General features: G+C 57.6%; 20 protein-coding genes. 15 read left to right on the plus strand and 5 right to left on the minus strand.

Translation table 11 applies throughout. The annotated features are described in order from the left end of the window. The first annotated feature begins 56 nt into the window (after positions 1-56). The 6 genes from secY (at position 57) to rplQ (ending at position 4,708) form a co-directional block, all read left to right on the plus strand. The gene (gene secY / locus ACR0AW_RS18465; RefSeq protein ID WP_170392890.1) at positions 57-1,421 is read left to right on the plus strand and encodes a preprotein translocase subunit SecY; all 1,365 of its coding nucleotides are present in this window, start codon (positions 57-59) and stop codon (positions 1,419-1,421) included. Further along, positions 1,418-2,062: an adenylate kinase gene (locus tag ACR0AW_RS18470; RefSeq protein ID WP_170424551.1), complete on the plus strand. Its 645-nt coding sequence runs from the start codon at positions 1,418-1,420 to the stop codon at positions 2,060-2,062. Before secY ends, ACR0AW_RS18470 begins: the two co-directional genes overlap by 4 nt. 200 nt (positions 2,063-2,262) lie before the next feature. Next, the gene (rpsM, locus tag ACR0AW_RS18475) at positions 2,263-2,631 is read left to right on the plus strand and encodes a 30S ribosomal protein S13 (protein ID WP_008757392.1); all 369 of its coding nucleotides are present in this window, start codon (positions 2,263-2,265) and stop codon (positions 2,629-2,631) included. Between the two features lie 15 nt (positions 2,632-2,646). Beyond that, positions 2,647-3,036: a 30S ribosomal protein S11 gene (gene rpsK, locus ACR0AW_RS18480; protein ID WP_008757289.1), complete on the plus strand. Its 390-nt coding sequence runs from the start codon at positions 2,647-2,649 to the stop codon at positions 3,034-3,036. 114 nt (positions 3,037-3,150) lie between these two features. After that, positions 3,151-4,167 (plus strand): DNA-directed RNA polymerase subunit alpha, encoded by a 1,017-nt coding sequence (locus tag ACR0AW_RS18485; protein WP_010437127.1) that lies wholly within the window; start codon positions 3,151-3,153, stop codon positions 4,165-4,167. A 118-nt stretch (positions 4,168-4,285) separates the two neighbouring features. Further along, positions 4,286-4,708 carry a 50S ribosomal protein L17 gene (gene rplQ / locus ACR0AW_RS18490; protein WP_170392888.1) on the plus strand — a complete coding sequence of 141 codons (423 nt, stop codon included), beginning with the start codon at positions 4,286-4,288 and terminating at the stop codon, positions 4,706-4,708. An 87-nt stretch (positions 4,709-4,795) separates the two neighbouring features. Here rplQ and budA read toward each other — a convergent pair whose 3' ends face one another. Next, the gene (gene budA / locus ACR0AW_RS18495) at positions 4,796-5,584 is read right to left on the minus strand and encodes an acetolactate decarboxylase (protein ID WP_170733975.1); all 789 of its coding nucleotides are present in this window, start codon (positions 5,582-5,584) and stop codon (positions 4,796-4,798) included. 228 nt (positions 5,585-5,812) lie between these two features. Between budA and ACR0AW_RS18500 the strand changes: the two genes are divergently transcribed. The 9 genes from ACR0AW_RS18500 (at position 5,813) to ACR0AW_RS18540 (ending at position 15,823) form a co-directional block, all read left to right on the plus strand. After that, positions 5,813-7,198 (plus strand): trypsin-like peptidase domain-containing protein, encoded by a 1,386-nt coding sequence (locus tag ACR0AW_RS18500; protein ID WP_170733976.1) that lies wholly within the window; start codon positions 5,813-5,815, stop codon positions 7,196-7,198. A gap of 3 nt (positions 7,199-7,201) precedes the next feature. Then, positions 7,202-8,515, plus strand: coding sequence for a replication-associated recombination protein A (locus ACR0AW_RS18505; protein WP_170733977.1), 1,314 nt, complete (start codon positions 7,202-7,204; stop codon positions 8,513-8,515). Between the two features lie 104 nt (positions 8,516-8,619). Continuing rightward, positions 8,620-9,663 (plus strand): RluA family pseudouridine synthase, encoded by a 1,044-nt coding sequence (locus ACR0AW_RS18510; RefSeq protein ID WP_170733978.1) that lies wholly within the window; start codon positions 8,620-8,622, stop codon positions 9,661-9,663. Continuing rightward, positions 9,660-10,331, plus strand: a complete 672-nt coding sequence (locus tag ACR0AW_RS18515) for an HAD-IA family hydrolase (RefSeq protein WP_170465253.1) — start codon at positions 9,660-9,662, stop codon at positions 10,329-10,331. Before ACR0AW_RS18510 ends, ACR0AW_RS18515 begins: the two co-directional genes overlap by 4 nt. Before the next feature lie 4 nt (positions 10,332-10,335). Then, entirely contained in the window at positions 10,336-11,043 is a 708-nt protein-coding gene (locus ACR0AW_RS18520; protein WP_170567416.1) for an ATP12 family protein, read from the plus strand. A 206-nt stretch (positions 11,044-11,249) separates the two neighbouring features. Beyond that, the gene (locus ACR0AW_RS18525; RefSeq protein WP_170392882.1) at positions 11,250-12,269 is read left to right on the plus strand and encodes an amino acid ABC transporter substrate-binding protein; all 1,020 of its coding nucleotides are present in this window, start codon (positions 11,250-11,252) and stop codon (positions 12,267-12,269) included. Between the two features lie 124 nt (positions 12,270-12,393). Further along, a complete protein-coding gene (locus ACR0AW_RS18530; RefSeq protein WP_170392881.1) occupies positions 12,394-13,662 on the plus strand; it encodes an ABC transporter permease subunit in 1,269 nt (422 codons plus the stop codon). A 1-nt stretch (position 13,663) separates the two neighbouring features. Continuing rightward, a complete protein-coding gene (locus ACR0AW_RS18535; protein ID WP_170392880.1) occupies positions 13,664-15,019 on the plus strand; it encodes an amino acid ABC transporter permease in 1,356 nt (451 codons plus the stop codon). A 12-nt stretch (positions 15,020-15,031) separates the two neighbouring features. Further along, positions 15,032-15,823, plus strand: coding sequence for an amino acid ABC transporter ATP-binding protein (locus ACR0AW_RS18540; RefSeq protein ID WP_304621965.1), 792 nt, complete (start codon positions 15,032-15,034; stop codon positions 15,821-15,823). A 47-nt stretch (positions 15,824-15,870) separates the two neighbouring features. On the opposite strand, the gene ACR0AW_RS18545 is transcribed toward ACR0AW_RS18540, so the two are convergent. Genes ACR0AW_RS18545 through argB form a run of 4 tightly spaced genes read right to left on the minus strand, consistent with a single transcriptional unit; the run spans position 15,871 to position 18,730 of the window. Continuing rightward, a complete protein-coding gene (locus tag ACR0AW_RS18545) occupies positions 15,871-16,368 on the minus strand; it encodes a histidine phosphatase family protein (protein WP_170733979.1) in 498 nt (165 codons plus the stop codon). Next, positions 16,365-17,018 carry a ferredoxin gene (locus ACR0AW_RS18550; RefSeq protein WP_170733980.1) on the minus strand — a complete coding sequence of 218 codons (654 nt, stop codon included), beginning with the start codon at positions 17,016-17,018 and terminating at the stop codon, positions 16,365-16,367. The genes ACR0AW_RS18545 and ACR0AW_RS18550 overlap by 4 nt, the downstream gene beginning before the upstream one ends. After that, positions 17,018-17,809, minus strand: coding sequence for a sterol desaturase family protein (locus ACR0AW_RS18555; RefSeq protein WP_170508739.1), 792 nt, complete (start codon positions 17,807-17,809; stop codon positions 17,018-17,020). The genes ACR0AW_RS18550 and ACR0AW_RS18555 overlap by 1 nt, the downstream gene beginning before the upstream one ends. Positions 17,810-17,866: 57 nt before the next feature. Beyond that, positions 17,867-18,730: an acetylglutamate kinase gene (gene argB, locus ACR0AW_RS18560; RefSeq protein WP_170508738.1), complete on the minus strand. Its 864-nt coding sequence runs from the start codon at positions 18,728-18,730 to the stop codon at positions 17,867-17,869. Positions 18,731-18,837 lie beyond the last annotated feature (107 nt).

The raw sequence follows: 18,837 nt of genomic DNA on the forward strand, positions 1-18,837 counted from the left end.
CGCCGCCCGAGCCGGAAAACGGTTCCGGGCGGTGTTTTCATAAGAGAGACCGATTTATGGTATCAGCAGCAGAACAAATGGCAGCCAACACAAGCTGGGCTGCTTTGGGCAAAGCCACCGATCTGCGCAACCGCATCCTGTTCACGCTGGGTTTGTTGATCGTCTATCGTCTGGGCACCTTCATTCCGGTCCCAGGTATCGACGGGCAAGCACTGCGCGAGTTCATGGAGCAAGCGGGGCAAGGCATCGGCGGCATGGTTTCGATGTTCACCGGCGGGGCGCTGGGGCGGATGGGTATCTTTGCCCTCGGCATCATGCCCTATATCTCGGCCTCGATCATCGTGCAGCTGCTGACATCGATGGTTCCCGCGCTCGAACAGCTTAAGAAAGAGGGCGAGCAAGGGCGCAAGAAGATCAACCAATACACCCGTTTCGGTACCGTGGCTCTGGCTACCGTTCAGGCTTATGGTCTGGCGGTTTCGTTGGAATCGGGCGATCTTGCGACCGATCCGGGCATGTTCTTCCGTATGTCGACCATGATCACTTTGGTCGGCGGCACCATGTTCTTGATGTGGCTGGGCGAGCAGATCACCGCACGCGGCATCGGCAACGGTATCTCTCTGATCATCTTCGTCGGCATTATCGCCGAGGTTCCCGCAGCTCTGGCGCAGTTCTTCGCTTCGGGCCGCAGCGGTGCGATCAGCCCCGCCGTGATCGTGGGTGTGATCATCATGGTCATTGCCGTGATCACCTTTGTGGTGTTCATGGAGCGGGCCCTGCGCAAGATCCATATCCAATACCCGCGCCGTCAGGCTGGTATGAAAGTCTACGAAGGCGGCTCCAGCCACCTGCCGGTCAAAGTGAACCCGGCGGGTGTGATCCCTGCGATCTTTGCAAGCTCGCTGCTGTTGCTGCCGGTAACGATCTCGACCTTCTCGTCGGGCGCCACAAATGGCCCGGTGATGTCGTGGCTGCTGGCCAACTTCGGCCCCGGACAGCCGCTTTATCTGCTGTTCTTCGCTTCGATGATCGTGTTCTTCGCCTATTTCTACACGTTCAACGTGTCGTTCAAGCCGGACGATGTGGCGGACAACCTGAAAAAGCAGAACGGTTTTGTGCCGGGTATCCGTCCCGGCAAGAAGACCGCCGAATATCTGGAATACGTGGTCAACCGCGTGCTGGTTCTGGGTTCGGCCTATCTGGCGGCCGTTTGTCTGCTGCCTGAAATCCTGCGGGGCCAGTTTGCTATCCCGTTCTATTTCGGTGGTACCTCGGTTCTGATTATCGTCTCTGTGACCATGGACACGATCCAACAAGTCCAGAGCCACCTGCTGGCGCATCAATACGAAGGGCTGATTGAAAAGTCCCAGCTGCGCGGCAAAGGCAAGAAACGCGGCAGAAAGGGAGCTGCTCGTCGATGAACATCATTCTTCTCGGCCCCCCGGGGGCAGGCAAAGGAACGCAGGCGCGTCACCTGGTTGAAACCCGCGGTATGGTGCAACTCAGCACCGGAGACATGCTGCGCGAGGCGAAAACCTCGGGCACGGAAATGGGCCAGAAGGTTGCTGCGATCATGGACGCGGGCAAGCTGGTCACCGATGAGATCGTGATCGGCCTGATTGAAGAGAAACTGACCACCGAAAAAGGTGCCGGTTTCATCTTTGACGGCTTCCCCCGGACGCTGGCACAGGCAGACGCGCTGTCGGCTCTGCTGACCAAGCTGGGCCAGTCGCTGCATACGGTGATCGAGATGCGTGTGGACGATGACGCGCTGGTGGACCGGATCACGGCGCGGTCAACCTGCGGCGGGTGTGGTGAGGTATATAATGACAACACCAAGCCGATCCCGGCGGATGGAAAATGCACCAATTGCGGCAAGGAAAATGACTTCGTCCGTCGCGCCGACGATAACGAAGACAGCCTTCGTACGCGCCTGATGGAATACTACAAGAAGACCTCGCCGCTGATTGGCTATTACTACGCCAAAGGCGATCTGCGCCCGGTGAACGGGCTGGCGGATATCAAGGAAGTCACCGCGTCGATCGAGGCCGTTCTAGGCTGATATCAATATGGGCTTGACGGCACCGCCAAAAGCCCATATCGACCCCCATCCCTAAAGGGAATCAAGATCGCATGCGGGATTCGTCCCAATTGCCCCGACCACCTCGAATAATACTGGACCCTCTGGCGTCACTGCCACGGTCAAGTGTTGTGAAAAAAGGTTCCGGAGTTACGGAACCGCAACAAAAAGGAAAGTGACACGTGGCACGTATTGCCGGCGTAAACATCCCGACTGCAAAGCGGGTACCAATCGCCCTCACATATATCACCGGTATCGGAAACACTTCGGCCAAAGCGATCTGCGAAGCCGTAGGCATTGAAGCGCACCGTCGCGTCAACGAACTGTCCGACGCCGAAGTTCTGGCCATCCGCGAGCACATCGATGCAAACTTCACCGTTGAAGGTGACCTGCGTCGTGAAGTTCAGATGAACGTCAAGCGCCTGATGGACCTGGGCTGCTATCGCGGACTGCGTCACCGCCGCAACCTGCCGGTTCGCGGTCAGCGTACCCACACCAATGCTCGTACCCGCAAAGGCCCCGCAAAGGCCATTGCCGGTAAGAAGAAATAAGGGAGGGTCTGACCGATGGCACGTGACAAGACTCGCGTTAAGCGCAAAGAGCGTAAGAACATCGCATCGGGCGTTGCCCATGTGAACTCGACCTTCAACAACACCAAGATCCTGATCTCGGACGTACAGGGCAACGCCATCTCGTGGTCGTCTGCCGGTACCATGGGCTTCAAGGGATCGCGGAAATCGACCCCCTACGCCGCTCAGATGGCTGCAGAAGATGCAGGCAAAAAGGCGCAGGAACATGGCGTCAAGACGCTGGAAGTCGAAGTTCAGGGCCCCGGTTCGGGTCGTGAATCGGCTCTGCGTGCGCTGGCTGCAGTGGGCTTCAACATCACGTCGATCCGCGACGTGACCCCGATCGCTCATAACGGCTGCCGTCCGCCGAAGCGTCGTCGCGTCTAAGCGATTTTGAATTAAGCTGGGGCTGTGTTTTTGCACGGCCCCAGCACGTCATTTTGAACCTCGGGCGTCTGCACCTTGTTGGTCATGGGGCGCGGACAGGAATGGAGGGATTACATGATCCATAAGAATTGGGCAGAATTGATCAAGCCGACCCAGCTTGACGGCAAGCCGGGCAACGACCCTGCACGTCAGGCAACCCTGGTTGCCGAGCCGCTGGAGCGTGGCTTTGGTCTGACCCTGGGTAACGCGCTGCGCCGCGTTCTGATGAGCTCGCTGCAAGGCGCGGCCATCACCAGCGTTCAGATCGATAACGTACTGCACGAGTTCTCCTCGGTCGCGGGCGTACGTGAAGACGTCACCGACATCATCCTGAACCTCAAAGGCGTGTCGCTGCGCATGGAAGTCGAAGGCCCCAAGCGCCTGTCGATCAATGCCAAAGGCCCCGCAGTAGTTACCGCTGGCGACATCAGCGAAAGCGCTGGCATCGAGGTTCTGAACCGTGATCACGTCATCTGCCACCTGGATGATGGCGCAGACCTGTTCATGGAGCTGACCGTCAACACCGGCAAGGGCTATGTCTCGGCTGAGAAGAACAAGCCCGAAGACGCACCCATCGGCCTGATCCCGATCGACGCGATCTATTCGCCGGTCAAAAAGGTTGCTTATGACGTTCAGCCGACCCGCGAAGGTCAGGTTCTGGACTATGACAAGCTGACCCTGAAGATCGACACCGACGGTTCGATCACGCCGGAAGACGCGCTGGCATTCGCCGCACGCATCCTGCAGGATCAGCTGTCAATCTTCGTCAACTTCGACGAGCCGGAATCGGCTGGCCGCCAGGACGAGGACGATGGTCTGGAGTTCAACCCGCTGCTGCTGAAGAAAGTGGACGAGCTGGAACTGTCGGTCCGTTCGGCAAACTGCCTGAAGAACGACAACATCGTTTACATCGGCGATCTGATCCAGAAGACCGAAGCCGAGATGCTGCGCACTCCGAACTTCGGCCGCAAGTCGCTGAACGAGATCAAGGAAGTGCTATCCGGCATGGGTCTGCACCTCGGCATGGATGTCGAGGACTGGCCGCCCGACAACATCGAAGATCTGGCCAAGAAATTCGAAGACGCGTTCTAAGCGCGTCTTCACAAATGCCCGGGCTGCCGGGGACCATATGGGCACTTCCGCCCCAAGGAGAGCCGGTGACACGCATCGCCGGCCAGACAAAGCAAAACGCGAAAGAAGGAACTAGAAAATGCGTCACGCACGTGGTTATCGCCGCCTGAACCGTACTCATGAGCACCGCAAAGCTCTGTTTGCAAACATGGCTGGCTCGCTCATCGAGCATGAGCAAATCAAAACAACTCTGCCCAAGGCAAAAGAACTGCGCCCGATCGTTGAAAAACTGATCACTCTGGGCAAGCGCGGCGACCTGCACGCCCGCCGTCAGGCCGCAGCACAGCTGAAAGAAGACAAAGACGTCGCCAAGCTGTTCGAAGTTCTGGGCCCTCGTTACGCCGAGCGTCAGGGCGGTTATGTCCGTATCCTAAAAGCAGGCTTCCGCTATGGTGACATGGCACCGATGGCGATCATCGAATTCGTTGACCGCGACATCGACGCCAAAGGCGCAGCTGACAAAGCTCGTGTTGCCGCCGAAGAGGCCGCAGACGAAGAATAAGCCTTGGCTATATCTGAGTCTCAGCCCCCGCGTCGCAGACGCGGGGGTTTTCTTTTGCTCCGTGTGAAAATCCAAGTCGGCCTAAATTTAATTGCTTTCGGCTTTCAGGATACCATCCGCTGACGCTCCCGCGGACAAATTGGCGTCAGAGAAATCCTCTGTCTCTGGCAGTTCCAGATGAAGAGACGAGGTGTGATCGATTTCGATCTTTCCCCGGGTCAATGTGTAATCAAGTACGTGCCCACCGGTGGTCCGGTCGTCAGAGATGAAATGCAAGTGGTAACCCGGTACGCCGATCCCGACTGCGTAGTCAGGGCAGCGGAACCCGAGAATAGTTCCCTCCACGTTTTCCAATTCAAACTCGGCCTGCGTTTTGACCACTTCCAGCAAAGGTTTGTATGGCCGTTCCTGTTTCAAAACGTTTCGATACCTAATGTGTTTGATCAATCCGGTGAAACGAACCGCATAAAACAGGTTCTTTGCATCGGCCATGTCATCCAAACCCTCCTCGAAACCGTATTTGTTAACCCGAGAATCCAACGCAAGCGAAATCGTTGGTTCAAAGTCAATGACGGCTGCGTATGGTGTTAGCGCGCCGTTATCCGCAATTGTCGCTTTGCCTTCCCCATCCAGGCGATAAGCGACACCATCCAGCACCACCATTTCTCCGTCCAGGGCGTTGAACGTGCCGAGACCGAAATCTCCGTGTTCCAGCAGCTGACCGATGGAAACAGTCCCGTCATAGACGCCCTGCATGACGGCACTCAGTAGTGAGGCCTGGTAATACTCGTGGGCGTGCTCTTCCCGCACAAAGCTCTTTTTTTGATGATGAGAGGCAAGGGCCGTTGCAAAGGTCAACTCCCGGTCTTTGTGCATGGTCGTTCCCTCTGATTGGATTCAGCGCCAAGTCCAACACATAGCACAATTCCCTGTGAAACTTTTCCAACGCTTTGCGAAGCCATAATGCTCAAGCAGGATATTTGAGCGAATAGCTCAAAAGAAAGCGGTAGGTCCTCAGCATTGTCGAAGGCAGCGGGTTATGTCGCTTGCAATCTTTGCATCGGCCCCGCATATCCGGTTGGCGATATTGCCGGAGGGCCGATGATGCTAAGACTATTGTGTTTCCTAGTATTGCTGATGGGCGCAATACCGGCAGCCGCAGAGACTCAGGTACCAAAAAGCCAGACCGAAATCAGCCTCGGGTTCGCCCCTGTCGTAAAGCAGGCTGCCCCGGCGGTTGTGAACATCTACGCCAAGATTGTGCGCGAAGGGCGGGCAAATCCGCTGTTCTCTGACCCGTTCTTTCAGGACTTCTTTGGCCGTGGATTTGGGACGCCACGCCCCCGTGTGCAGAATTCGCTGGGCTCTGGCGTGATCCTCACTGGTGATGGGTATGTAGTGTCAAACTACCACGTTGTGGGGATGGCATCGGAAATTCAGGTCGTGACTACCGACCGTCGTGAATTCACTGCCGAAGTGGTTTTGGGCGACAAAGAAAGCGACATTGCAATCTTGCGGCTGAATGAGGCAAGCGATCTGCCGTTCCTGCAGATGCGCGATTCCGATCAGGTCGAGGTCGGAGAATTGACGCTGGCGATCGGCAATCCGTTCGGCGTCGGCCAAACTGTTTCGTCAGGTATTATTTCAGGGCTGGCGCGCACAGGAACCGCAACCGGAAACGCAAGAGGGTACTTCATTCAAACCGATGCGGCGATCAACCCGGGCAATTCCGGTGGCGCGCTGATCGATGTGAATGGTGATCTGATTGGTATCAATACTTCAATCCTGACCCGCTCGGGCGGGTCGAACGGTATCGGCTTTGCCATTCCGGCCAATTTGGTAGCCGAATTCCTGCGTCAGGCGCAGGCGGGCAATGAGAACTTTGTCAGCCCTTGGGCGGGTATGGCCGGTCAGCACATGAGCGCGGATATTGCCGAGTCTCTGGGCATGGTCATTCCTTTGGGTGTCGTGATTTCCGACTTGCATGAACTGAGCCCGCTTGCCGAAGCGGGCCTTCGGGTTGGCGATGTCGTCACCCATGTCGACGGGGACGAGGTGAATTCTCCGGCCGAGATGAAATTTCGCATGGCGGTTGCCGGGGTGGGTGGAAAGTCGGTCCTGACCCGGCTGCGCGGTGAAGACCGCTCGGACATCGAAGTGGCGCTGATCCGGCCGCCTGAAACGCCTGCTGCGGATGAGACCACGTTGGACGAAGATACGGTGATGCCGGGTCTGATCGTCTCGGGCGTAAATCCGGCGGTGATTGTTAAGCTTGGCTTGTCGCTGTCTCAGACCGGCGTCGTGGTGGTTGATCCGAACCGCTATGGCGGGCGCTCAGGATTGCGTGTGGGCGATGTCATAAAAGGTATCAACGGAGCCAGAACCGAGACACCGGAGGATGTCGTTCAGGCCCTGACCGATCCAGGTCGCCGGGTGCAGGTCGAGATTGAACGGGGAGGCCGGTCAATCTCAGTGCGGTTCAGGCTGTAAGACGTGAGTGATCTGTTCGATACCGGTTCTGCCGAACCAACCGCGTCGCCGCACAGGCCGCTTGCCGATCGCTTGCGCCCTCAATCCCTGTCTGAGGTGATCGGGCAAGAGCAGGTGTTGGGGCCGGATGCGCCGCTGGGGGTGATGCTGGCCTCGGGTAGCTTGTCCAGCCTGATCTTCTGGGGCCCGCCGGGTGTGGGAAAGACAACCATTGCCCGGTTGCTGGCGCAGGAAACCGATCTGCATTTCGTACAGATCAGCGCGATCTTCACCGGTGTCCCGGATCTGAAGAAGGTGTTCGAGGCTGCCAAAATCCGTCGGCAAAACGGACAGGGCACTTTGCTGTTCGTTGACGAGATCCACCGTTTCAACAAAGCGCAGCAAGACGGGTTCTTGCCGCATATGGAGGACGGTACGATCCTGCTGGTTGGCGCAACCACCGAAAACCCCTCATTCGAACTGAATGCTGCTGTTCTCAGCCGGTCTCAGGTGCTGGTACTGGAGCGTCTCAGCCTCGCCGATCTTGAGCGGCTGACCCAACGCGCCGAGAAAGAGCTGGACCGAGCTTTGCCCCTGACACCTGCAGCCCGAGAAGCGTTGCAGGAGATGGCAGATGGTGACGGCCGGGCGCTGTTGAACCTGATTGAGCAGGTCGCTGCTTGGAAAGTCGATACTGCTCTGGACTCGGATGCATTGTCGACGCGCCTGATGCGCCGGGCTGCGAAATACGACAAATCGGGGGATGAGCATTACAATCTGATCTCGGCCCTGCACAAATCGGTGCGCGGATCGGATCCCGACGCGGCGCTCTATTGGTTTGCGCGGATGCTGACCGGCGGCGAAGACCCGCGCTATCTGGCGCGCAGGATCACACGGATGGCGGTTGAAGATATCGGTTTGGCCGATCCGCAGGCGCAATCGATCTGTTTGCACAGTTGGGAGACCTATGAACGGCTGGGCTCGCCCGAGGGCGAATTGGCGCTGGCTCAGGCGGTGGTCTATCTCGCGCTCGCTCCGAAATCGAACGGCGCTTATGTGGGCTATAAAGCGGCGATGCGTCTGGCCAAGCAATCGGGCAGTGAACCGCCGCCCAAACATATCCTGAACGCTCCGACATCGCTGATGAAGGATCAGGGATATGGTGCAGGGTATGCCTATGACCACGATGCCGAAGATGGGTTCTCGGGTCAGAACTATTTCCCGGATGATATGAAGCGCCCGGTTCTCTATCAGCCGGTAGAGCGTGGTTTTGAGCGCGAGCTGAAAAAACGGCTGGAATACTTCGCCAAGCTGAGAACGCAACGCAATCAGGGCTAGACTTGACTCTGCACCCGATGCGCGCGACAGACGCGCATGATTTCTAAGGCACTGAAACAAGCACAATCCGGGCGGATCAGCCGTGCGGAACAAGGGGCAATGGCATGAGCGGCGTACAGGTGATCACCGTAGCAGAGGGGGATGGCGACCAGCGGCTGGATCGTTGGCTGCGCCGCCTGTTTCCTCATGTCAGCCAGGGCCGGATCGAGAAGATGTGCCGCAAGGGTGAACTGCGCGTAGATGGCAGTCGGGTCAAAGCTTCGACGCGGTTAGAGGTCGGGCAGTCCGTGCGTGTGCCGCCGCTGCCAGACGCCGACCATAAGCCCGCTGTCGTAAAGCATCGTGTTTCGGACGCTGACGCAAAGATGATCCAGTCTTGCGTGATTTATAAAGACGATCACGTGCTGGCGCTGAACAAGCCGCATGGGCTGCCGGTTCAAGGTGGCAGTGGTCAGACCCGCCATGTGGATAGCCTGTCTGAGGCATTGCGCTTTGGGTATGACGAGAACCCGCGCCTTGTGCATCGGCTGGACAAAGACACCTCGGGCGTACTGCTGTTGGCCCGCACGCGCGAGGCTGCCAAGGGGCTGACCGCTGCGTTCCGGCATCGTAACACCCAGAAAATCTATTGGGCGCTCGTTGCCGGGGTGCCGACGCCTTATTTGGGAGAGATCAAGACCGGGCTGGTCAAGGCTCCGGGACATGGCAAACAGGGTGAAGGCGAGAAGATGATCGCTGTTCATCCGAGCGAAGTGAACGATACGCCCGGCGCGAAACGTGCGCATACGCTCTATGCAACGCTGTATCGCGTTGCAGGGCGGGCAGCCTGGGTCGCGATGGAGCCGGTGACGGGGCGGACCCATCAGCTGCGCGCACATATGGCGGCGATCGGTCACCCGATCATTGGCGATGGGAAATATGGCGGCTCGGGGCAGGAAAACCTCGGCGATGGCTGGGGCGCGCAGTTGGGAGGTATCATCAGCAAAAAGCTGCACCTCCACGCCCGCAGCCTGTCCTTTGAACACCCGATGACCCGCAAACCCATCTCGCTTACGGCGCCTTTACCGGATCATATGAAACACAGCTGGGATACGCTGGGCTGGACCGAAGACCTCGCTGCAGATGATCCGTTTGAGGAGTTGCGATGAACGCCCCATTGCGGCTAGTCCTGTTTGATGTGGATGGCACTCTGGTCGATAGTCAGGGTGCCATTGTTTCGGCAATGACCGCCTGTTTTCAGGCGCAGTCACTACCGGTCCCGGACCGTGACGCCATCCTGTCCATCGTCGGTTTATCTCTGCCCCATGCAATGGCGCGTCTGGCAGCAGATCAGTCCGAGCGGATACAAAGCGCATTGGTTGACGGATATAAGCAGGCCTATCACGCGCAAAGGTTGGAGCAGGGCGCCGCAAGCTCGCCGCTTTATCCCGGTGCGCGCCAAGTGATTGAGGCTCTTCACGCTCAGCCCGAGGTTCTTTTGGGAGTGGCCACAGGCAAATCTCAGCGCGGGCTTGATGCGCTGCTTGAAGGGCATGGGTTGCAGCAGCATTTCATTACTCGTCAGGTTGCAGATCACCACCCGTCCAAGCCGCACCCGTCGATGATAGAAACAGCTTTGGCTGAAACGGGCGTGCCGGCTGCGCAAGCCGTCATGGTGGGCGACACCAGCTTTGACATGGATATGGCCGCAGCCGCGCAAGTTGCCGGGATCGGTGTCAGCTGGGGTTATCACGATCGTCGGGCACTGACGACCGCAACACATGTGATCGAAACATTCGAAGAATTGCCAGGCGCACTGGCCAAGATCTGGGGCTAAAGAGATGAGCGACTGGAAACCCAAACGCTTCTGGACGACAAGCACGGTCGTTGAGACCGACGGGGGCTATACGGTTGAACTGGATGGTCGGCGGGTCAAAACGCCCGCCAAGGCTGCGCTGGACCTGCCCACGCGCCCTATGGCCGAGGCTGTTGCCCGGGAATGGGATGCACAGGAAAAGGAAATTGATCCGACCACGATGCCATTCACCCGTTCGGCCAATGCGGCGATCGACAAGGTGCGGCACCAGCATGGTGAGGTTGCCGATATGCTGGCCGATTACGGCGACTCGGATCTGTTGTGTTATCGGGCGACCCATCCCGAAACGTTGCAGCAGCGGCAGTCCGAGGCCTGGGATCCTGCATTGGATTGGGCTGCGGACGTGCTGGGCGCGCGGTTGATCCCGCGTGCAGGGGTGGTGCATCAACCGCAAGCTGCCGAGGTGCTGCACGGCCTGCGTGACCGGGTGCATGGACTGAATGCGTTCCAGCTGGCGGCGTTTCATGACCTCGTCAGCCTGTCGGGATCATTGATTCTTGGTTTCGCGGCAGCCCAGAATTGGCGCAAACCGGACGAGATATGGCGCATTTCTCGACTGGACGAGCTTTGGCAGATCGAACAATGGGGCCACGACGATGAGGCACATGCCGCCGCCGAAGTGAAACGGGCCGCCTTTCTGCACGCAAAGCAGTTCTTTGACCTCTCGTTCTGAGACGGATTCTCGTCAAATCGTGAATTTGTGTCCGATTCTGCCCGAAAAGACCTATCGTTTTCCCTGATCCAGCCCTTGACGTTTGTTGATGAATACGCCCAAACTCGGGCCACTAAAGGGGAGACACCTTTTGGGTAACCTTTCTGGCGCCTATGCGCCGGATCGAACCGTTCTATTCAGGGATGGAAAATCAGGAAGAGGTAAAAATGAAAAAATCCGTAATTTTGGGCGTGGCAACCATTGCCGGCCTGGCTGCTGGCGCGGCTGCAGCGGGTACCGTTGACGACGTGAAAGCCCGCGGCAAGCTGAACTGCGGCGTTGCAACCGGCGTACCCGGCTTTGCCAGCCCCGATGCCAATGGTGAGTGGCAGGGTTTTGACGTGGCCGTATGCCGCGCGGTAGCCGCTGCCGTTCTGGACGACCCAAGCGCCGTTGAGTTCATCCCGACCACCGGTAAAACACGTTTCACCGCGCTGGCTTCGGGCGAGATTGACATGCTGGCCCGTAACACCACGTGGACCTTCAGCCGCGACGTCGACCTGAAGTTCGAATTCGTCGGCATCAACTACTACGATGGTCAGGGCTTCATGGTTCCCAAGGCACTGGGCGTCAGCTCGGCCAAGGAACTGGACGGTGCAACCGTTTGCATCCAGACCGGCACCACAACTGAGCTTAACCTGGCGGATTTCTTCCGCATCAACAACATGAGCTACGAGCCGGTTCCGATCGAAACCAACGCCGAAGCGCAGCAGCAGTATCTGGCTGGTGCCTGTGACGTTTACACCACCGACGCATCGGGTCTGGCTGCTACGCGCGCCACCTTTGAAAACGCAGGCGACCACGTGATCCTGCCCGAAATCATCTCGAAAGAGCCGCTGGGCCCGCTTGTCCGTCATGGCGATCACGAGTGGGGCGATGTGGTCCGCTGGACCCTGAACGCACTGATCGCAGCGGAAGAGCTGGGTGTAACCTCGGCGAACATCGACGAGATGTCCAGCGGTGCCACCGACAACCCAGAGGTAAACCGCCTGTTGGGTACCGAAGGTACGCTGGGTGAGATGCTGGGTCTGGACGCGAACTGGGCACAGCGCGCGATCAAAGTCGGCGGTAACTACGGCGAAGTGTTTGCCAAGAACATCGGCGAGGAAACCCCGATCGGTCTGGCACGCGGCCTGAACGCACAGTGGACCGATGGTGGCCTGCTGTACGCACCGCCTTTCCGCTAAGATCCACGGAAAAGGGCGCGGGGGAACCCGCGCCCTTTTTCCTTCCATAAGAAACACGCCCGGAACGATCTGAGCAGAGGCAAACTCTGCCAACATCCGGGATGCACGGGGATATACATAGGTCATGACGACACTCACTGACCCGCCGAAGGAGCACTTCCGGCTGTCCATGCTCCTTTATGATACGCGGTACCGATCTGCGACCATTCAGGTCATAGCGATGATCGGTTTCATGCTTCTGGCAGCCTGGATTATCAACAACACCATTCAGAACCTTGAAACGCTGGGCAGAACAGTCGGGTTCGACTTTTTTGCCGAACCGGCCAGCTATGACATCAACCAACGCCTGCTGGAATACGACTCGCGCGATACACATCTGCGCGCGGCGTTTATAGGCCTGCTAAACACTCTGGTTGTTGCAGTTCTGGGCTGTATCACAGCAACGATCATCGGTGTCATGGTCGGTGTTTTGCGCCTGTCGAATAACTGGCTGATCGCGCGGATCATGACAGTCTATGTCGAGATGTTCCGTAACGTTCCAGTGCTGCTTTGGATCGTGTTCGCCATGGCGATCCTGATTGAAAGCCTGCCAGCACCGCGCGCCTTCCGAGGTGAAAACCCAGAAGCCACGATGGATCTTTTTGGCACGGTCGCGGTCACAAATCGCGGGGTCTATATCCCCGAGTTTCTGTTCTCGCGCGGATTGGGCGATATCCACCTTTTCGGTACCTCAAGCCTGCGCTTTGATGTTTCGCTTGACCTGATCGCCTTCCTGATCGTGTTTGGCGGCAGCATCTTTGCGATGCGCAAGGTTTCGGCCTGGGCCAATTCAACGCAAGAAAAGACCGGCGATCGCCCGACCATCTGGCACATCCAACTGGGCCTTTTGTTCGTGCCATCAGCCATCCTGCTGGGCGTTCTGGGTTTTCACCTGGGCTACCCTGAGCTGAAAGGCTTCAACTTCAGCGGCGGTACCCACCTTCGTAACTCGCTGATTGCCTTGTGGCTGGCCCTGTCGCTGTACACTGCGGCATTCATCGCCGAGATCGTGCGCGCCGGTATTCTGGCCATTTCCAAGGGTCAGACCGAGGCCGCATCCGCACTGGGCCTGCGCCCGGGCCGGACCATGCGTCTGGTGATCTTGCCGCAGGCGTTGCGGGTGATCATCCCGCCAATGATCTCGAACTATCTGAACCTGACCAAGAACTCGTCGCTGGCGATCGCGGTCGGATATATGGACATCACGGGTACGCTGGGTGGCATCACAATGAACCAGACCGGTCGCGAGCTGGAATGCGTTCTGCTGCTGATGCTGGTCTACCTGTCCATCTCGCTGAGCATTTCGGCGGTGATGAACTGGTACAACAACCGTGTCAAACTGGTGGAGCGGTAATATGAGTGATGTTTCATTTGTCCGCACGGAAATGTTGCCGGAACAGGCACCACCCGCCTCCGAGGTCGGTGTACTGGGCTGGATCAAGCATAACCTGTTTTCAAGCTGGCTGAACGCCATCCTGACAATCGTCTCGCTGGTCTTCATCTACTATGTGCTCTCCAACATCCTGTCCTGGACGTTCGAATCCGTTTGGAACGCCAATTCCCTGTCGGAATGTCGTGAGATCATGATGGCTACGTGGGGCGATACGCATGGTCATGCCTGCTGGGGTGTGATCAAGGATCGTTGGCTACAGCTGCTATATGGGTTCTATCCGCCGTATCCGGCGCATCCGGATGCCACATGGTCGAATCCGCCTGAAACAGGGGCATGGCCGGCCTATTTCCGTCCGAACCTGACCTTCATCCTGTTGTTGGTTGCTATTGCGCCGGTGTTGTTCACTAAGGTGCCGCGTAAGCTGTTGATTGTAACGGCGGCTTATCCGTTCCTGCTGCCTTGGCTGATGTGGGGTGGCTCGATCTGGGGGCCGCTCATGGTCGCCGCCGGATTTGCCATCGGGTATTTCGCGTACAAGTTTGCGCTTCCGGTTGCCGGGTCTCTTGCCGCGATTATCCTTGCGATTGCGCTGCCCATACTATGGTGGCTGTTTGCTGCCGGTTCCGTGGCTGACGCAATCAATGCAATCATTCCGATCGGTATCGCGCCGGTGGAAAGCCGCGACTTTGGTGGCTTTATGCTAGCGATCCTGTTGGGTGTCGTGGCCATTGGTGTTTCGCTGCCTATCGGTATCGTGCTGGCGCTGGGTCGTCAGTCCGATCTGATGATCGTCAAATACCTGTGCGTGGGCTTTATCGAGTTCATTCGGGGCGTGCCGCTGATTACCCTGCTGTTTGTGGCATCGCTGTTGCTGAACCTGTTCCTGCCGCCGGGCACTAATTTTGACATCATCCTGCGGGTGATGATCATGATGACCCTGTTCTCGGCCGCCTATATGGCCGAGGTGATCCGGGGTGGTCTGGCCGCCCTGCCGCGTGGTCAGTACGAAGGCGCAGACAGTCTGGGCCTGAACTACTGGCAGGCGCAGCGGCTGATCATCATGCCACAGGCGCTGAAAATCTCGATCCCGGGCATCGTGAGCACGTTCATCGGTATCTTCAAGGATACGACTTTGGTCTCGATCATCGGTCTGTTCGACGTGATTGGCCTGACCAACGGCATCCGCGCCGATACCGCCTGGAACGGCGTCTACTGGGAACTGTTTGCCTTTATCGGCGTTCTGTTCTTCGTGGTTTGCTTCTCCATGTCCCGTTATTCCATGTACCTGGAGCGCAAGCTTCAGACTGGCCACCGTTAAGGAGTTCAACACATGTCTGAACTTGCAATTGAACGCGAAATCGACCGCTCCAAAATGCAGGTGAGCGACGAAATCGCCATCGAAATCACCAACATGAACAAGTGGTACGGGGCCTTCCACGTGCTGCGCGATATCAATCTGACCGTCAATCAGGGCGAGCGGATCGTGATCGCGGGGCCGTCGGGGTCGGGCAAGTCTACCCTGATCCGCTGCCTGAACGCGCTGGAGGAACACCAGCAGGGCACGATCATTGTGGATGGGACCGAGCTGTCGAATGACCTGAAAAACATCGACAAAATCCGGTCCGAGGTTGGCATGGTGTTCCAGCACTTCAACCTGTTCCCGCACCTGACCATTCTGGAAAACTGCACGCTGGCCCCGATCTGGGTGCGCAAGACGCCCAAGAAAGAGGCCGAAGAGCGCGCGATGCATTTCCTGGAAAAGGTGAAGATCCCTGAGCAGGCCGACAAGTATCCCGGTCAGCTATCGGGTGGTCAGCAGCAGCGTGTGGCGATTGCCCGCTCGCTGTGCATGATGCCACGGATCATGCTGTTCGATGAACCGACATCGGCGCTGGACCCCGAGATGATCAAAGAGGTGCTCGACACCATGATTGAACTGGCCGAGGAAGGCATGACGATGCTGTGTGTGACCCACGAGATGGGCTTTGCCCGCCAGGTCGCCAACCGCGTGATCTTTATGGATGCGGGTCAGATTGTGGAGCAGAACGAACCGGAAGAGTTCTTCAACAACCCGCAGAGCGAACGGACCAAGTTGTTCCTCAGCCAGATTCTGGGACACTAAATTCGGATCAGAAAACCAAGAAGGCGGGGTGTCGACCTCGCCTTTTTCTATTCCAGCAGCTCGCGTGGGATCGTGAAGCCCAGAACCTCACCCTGATGCCATTCGAGCGCATTCCAGTCGGGGATATCGAACCGGACTACAGTCGTTGCACAAGTCGGATAGTCGTAGAATCTCGAATGATCGGGCTGGTTGCGTACCAGCCGATTTGCAAAAGCAGCGATGCCGGGATTATGCCCCAGCATGAGTACGGTATTGCCGGTGGCTGTGGCCAATTCGGCGAACATCTCATCGGGGCCTGTCAGATACAAGGCGGGGGTAAAGCGGAATTCCGGGGTGCTCAGCCCCAATCTGTCCCACGTTTCCCGGGTGCGTTTGGCGCTTGAGCAGATAACGTCATCCGGCAGCCAGCCATTGCTTTGCAGCCACGCCCCAATCGCGGGGGCCGATTTGCGTCCTCGATTGTTCAACGGGCGGTCGTGATCTTCGGCAAAGGGATCGCCCCAACTGGACTTGGCATGGCGCATTAGGATCAGTGTGCGGGTCATGATCGGTGAAATGCTTTCATGTGATGCGCAGATTGCTCTGGCTGGCGCTCTGCGCCGGCGCTGAGAGGGCAGGCGAGCCGGGCGAGGCAGCCTTTGTTCATGCAGCTGTGTCCCGCCTTGGTATCGAGATGGTCATGACAGGCTGCCACGTCATAGAAGCTGTGGGTGTTCAATGCCCCAACCGGACAGGTTGTTGCACAAGGCGCGGGGCATTCTGTGCAGGGTGACGATTGAGACACGGATGGAATTGAGAACTCATCCGCAAAATGCAACGCACCACGGAATGATATCATCATCCCTACCGTATCGTGCACCAGGGCCCCGACCGGACTGCTGAAGGTGCGACCGGACTTAAGTGCCCAGTCAATGAAGGGTGCGTATGGTGGGCCGCCGAACGGATAGTAGGCGGTGCCCCTCAAGTCCCGCGCAAGCTGGCCGATCACCCGTCTGGACCAGCGATCAACCGGGTCGGGTTGGCCATCCTGCCATTCAGCCGAGGCCTTCAGAGCAGGCCAGAATGCCCCTGCAGCCCCCAGAAGGATCAGGGTTCCGTCATTAAGTTGCTTTGCTTCACTGGGCCTTGGATGAAGTGCACCCATAACTATCAGCCCAACCTGAGTGGCTGCTCGTTCGACATTGGCGTAGGTCATCAACGGCGGAAGGGCAGAGCCAGGCTCCAGCCCAGTTTTGTTGGTCGATCGTCCTGCCATTCCAATCCCACGCTCATTTGTTCGTGCCCGTCCCGAGGTTGTGCAATGTAAGTCCCCAGCATTCGGTCCCAGATAGACAGTGCAAAGCCATAATTGCTGTCATGCTCTGTTCGGAATACCGAATGATGTACGCGATGCATATCGGGTGTCACAAGAATCCTACGTACCACAGCGTCAACGGCAAGGGGGAGCTTCAAGTTTGAATGATTGAACAACGCTGTTCCATTAAGAAGGATCTCGAACAGGATCACAGCCAGGGCGCTGGCGCCGAGCAGATAGATTAGCCCGATTTTCAGGATCATGGACAACGCGATTTCAACAGGGTGAAAGCGGACTGCAGTAGTGACGTCCATGTCTCGGTCGGCGTGATGCACACGATGTAGCCGCCAAAGGATTGGCACCTTGTGGGTAATCAGATGCTGTAGCCAGATTGCAAAGTCCAGAATCAGCACACATAGAATAAGCTCAACCCACCCTGGCCAGGCGAGCCAATTAAAAACGCCCAATCCATTTTTCCCGGCATCAATGGCAGCGCCAACTGCCAATAAGGGCAACCCAATCGCCATAGTCCTGAGCATCAGTGTGTTCAAAACAGTGATTGATAGATTGGTTAGCCACCGATTTTTTCGCGGACAGGTTCGTAAGCGTTTTGGTGCAATTGTCTCTGCCGCCGCAAACACAACAAACAGGATCAAAAACACGCTTAGGCGAAATAGGGGCTCGTTCTCCATACATTCACAATCGAGCATGTTAATGCCCGGTGCAAGATGTTGAAGATCACTATGGCGTTAATCAGGACGGATCAAGGATCCGGCACCGTGTTCCGTAAACAGTTCGAGCAACACCGCATTTGGTGCGCGCCCGTCCAGAATAACGACCGCCCGAACGCCATTATGCAGCGCGTCCAGCGCAGTTTCGGTTTTTGGAATCATCCCACCCGCAATAGTGCCTTCACGCGTCATCTCACGAATCTGGCCGGCTTTGAGCTCGGTCACGACATCGCCCGCTGCGTTCTTGACGCCCGCTACATCGGTCAGCAGCAGCAGGCGGTCTGCCTTAAGAGCTGAGGCGATCGCCCCGGCTGCAGTGTCGCCATTCACATTGAAGGTTTCGCCATTCCGACCTGCGCCCAGCGGCGCGATCACAGGGATAACATCATGCGCAAACAGGTCATGCAGGACTTTGGGGTTCATCTCGGACGGTGTGCCGACAAACCCGAGCGAGGCGTCGGTCTGTTCGCACATCATCAAATGGGCATCCTTGCCCGACAGACCCACAGCCATGCCACCCTGCGCATTGATCGCCTGCACGATCCGCTTGTTCACAAGGCCCGACAGGACCATTTCGACCACTTCGACTGTGGCTTTGTCCGTCACGCGTTTACCACCCACAAACTCGGACTGGATGTCCAGTTTGTCGAGCATCGCATTGATCATTGGGCCACCGCCGTGCACGACGACCGGGTTTACGCCAACCTGACGCATAAGCACCACATCGCGCGCAAAGCTTTCCATGGCTTCGTCGCTGCCCATGGCGTGGCCACCTAGCTTGATGACGACAATCGCACCGTCGTATCGCTGCAGATAGGGCAGGGCGCTGTTCAATGTGGCGGCGGTGGCGATCCAATCCCGGTTCATATCTCGTGTCTTCATGGCTGATTGTCCCTCTGGGACCCTGTGTTAGGGCGTTTGGAGGATGGTGCCAAGACCGGATCGCGGAAACAGCCAATCTGAACGGGCCGTACCCGATGGGCGCGACC

The sequence above is a fragment of the Ruegeria sp. C5 genome, from assembly GCF_056537605.1.

Bases quoted from the DNA above. Each gene is read 5' to 3' on its own strand.
- ACR0AW_RS18525 (WP_170392882.1), top strand. From the start codon at position 11,250: ATGAAAAAATCCGTAATTTTGGGCGTGGCAACCATTGCCGGCCTGGCT.
- ACR0AW_RS18530 (WP_170392881.1), top strand. From the start codon at position 12,394: ATGACGACACTCACTGACCCGCCGAAGGAGCACTTCCGGCTGTCCATG.
- ACR0AW_RS18545 (WP_170733979.1), bottom strand. From the start codon at position 16,368: ATGACCCGCACACTGATCCTAATGCGCCATGCCAAGTCCAGTTGGGGC.
- ACR0AW_RS18470 (WP_170424551.1), top strand. From the start codon at position 1,418: ATGAACATCATTCTTCTCGGCCCCCCGGGGGCAGGCAAAGGAACGCAG.
- ACR0AW_RS18515 (WP_170465253.1), top strand. From the start codon at position 9,660: ATGAACGCCCCATTGCGGCTAGTCCTGTTTGATGTGGATGGCACTCTG.
- ACR0AW_RS18520 (WP_170567416.1), top strand. From the start codon at position 10,336: ATGAGCGACTGGAAACCCAAACGCTTCTGGACGACAAGCACGGTCGTT.
- rplQ (WP_170392888.1), top strand. From the start codon at position 4,286: ATGCGTCACGCACGTGGTTATCGCCGCCTGAACCGTACTCATGAGCAC.
- ACR0AW_RS18550 (WP_170733980.1), bottom strand. From the start codon at position 17,018: ATGACCTACGCCAATGTCGAACGAGCAGCCACTCAGGTTGGGCTGATA.
- budA (WP_170733975.1), bottom strand. From the start codon at position 5,584: ATGCACAAAGACCGGGAGTTGACCTTTGCAACGGCCCTTGCCTCTCAT.
- rpsK (WP_008757289.1), top strand. From the start codon at position 2,647: ATGGCACGTGACAAGACTCGCGTTAAGCGCAAAGAGCGTAAGAACATC.
- ACR0AW_RS18540 (WP_304621965.1), top strand. From the start codon at position 15,032: ATGTCTGAACTTGCAATTGAACGCGAAATCGACCGCTCCAAAATGCAG.
- secY (WP_170392890.1), top strand. From the start codon at position 57: ATGGTATCAGCAGCAGAACAAATGGCAGCCAACACAAGCTGGGCTGCT.
- ACR0AW_RS18535 (WP_170392880.1), top strand. From the start codon at position 13,664: ATGAGTGATGTTTCATTTGTCCGCACGGAAATGTTGCCGGAACAGGCA.
- argB (WP_170508738.1), bottom strand. From the start codon at position 18,730: ATGAAGACACGAGATATGAACCGGGATTGGATCGCCACCGCCGCCACA.
- ACR0AW_RS18485 (WP_010437127.1), top strand. From the start codon at position 3,151: ATGATCCATAAGAATTGGGCAGAATTGATCAAGCCGACCCAGCTTGAC.
- ACR0AW_RS18510 (WP_170733978.1), top strand. From the start codon at position 8,620: ATGAGCGGCGTACAGGTGATCACCGTAGCAGAGGGGGATGGCGACCAG.
- ACR0AW_RS18500 (WP_170733976.1), top strand. From the start codon at position 5,813: ATGCTAAGACTATTGTGTTTCCTAGTATTGCTGATGGGCGCAATACCG.
- ACR0AW_RS18555 (WP_170508739.1), bottom strand. From the start codon at position 17,809: ATGGAGAACGAGCCCCTATTTCGCCTAAGCGTGTTTTTGATCCTGTTT.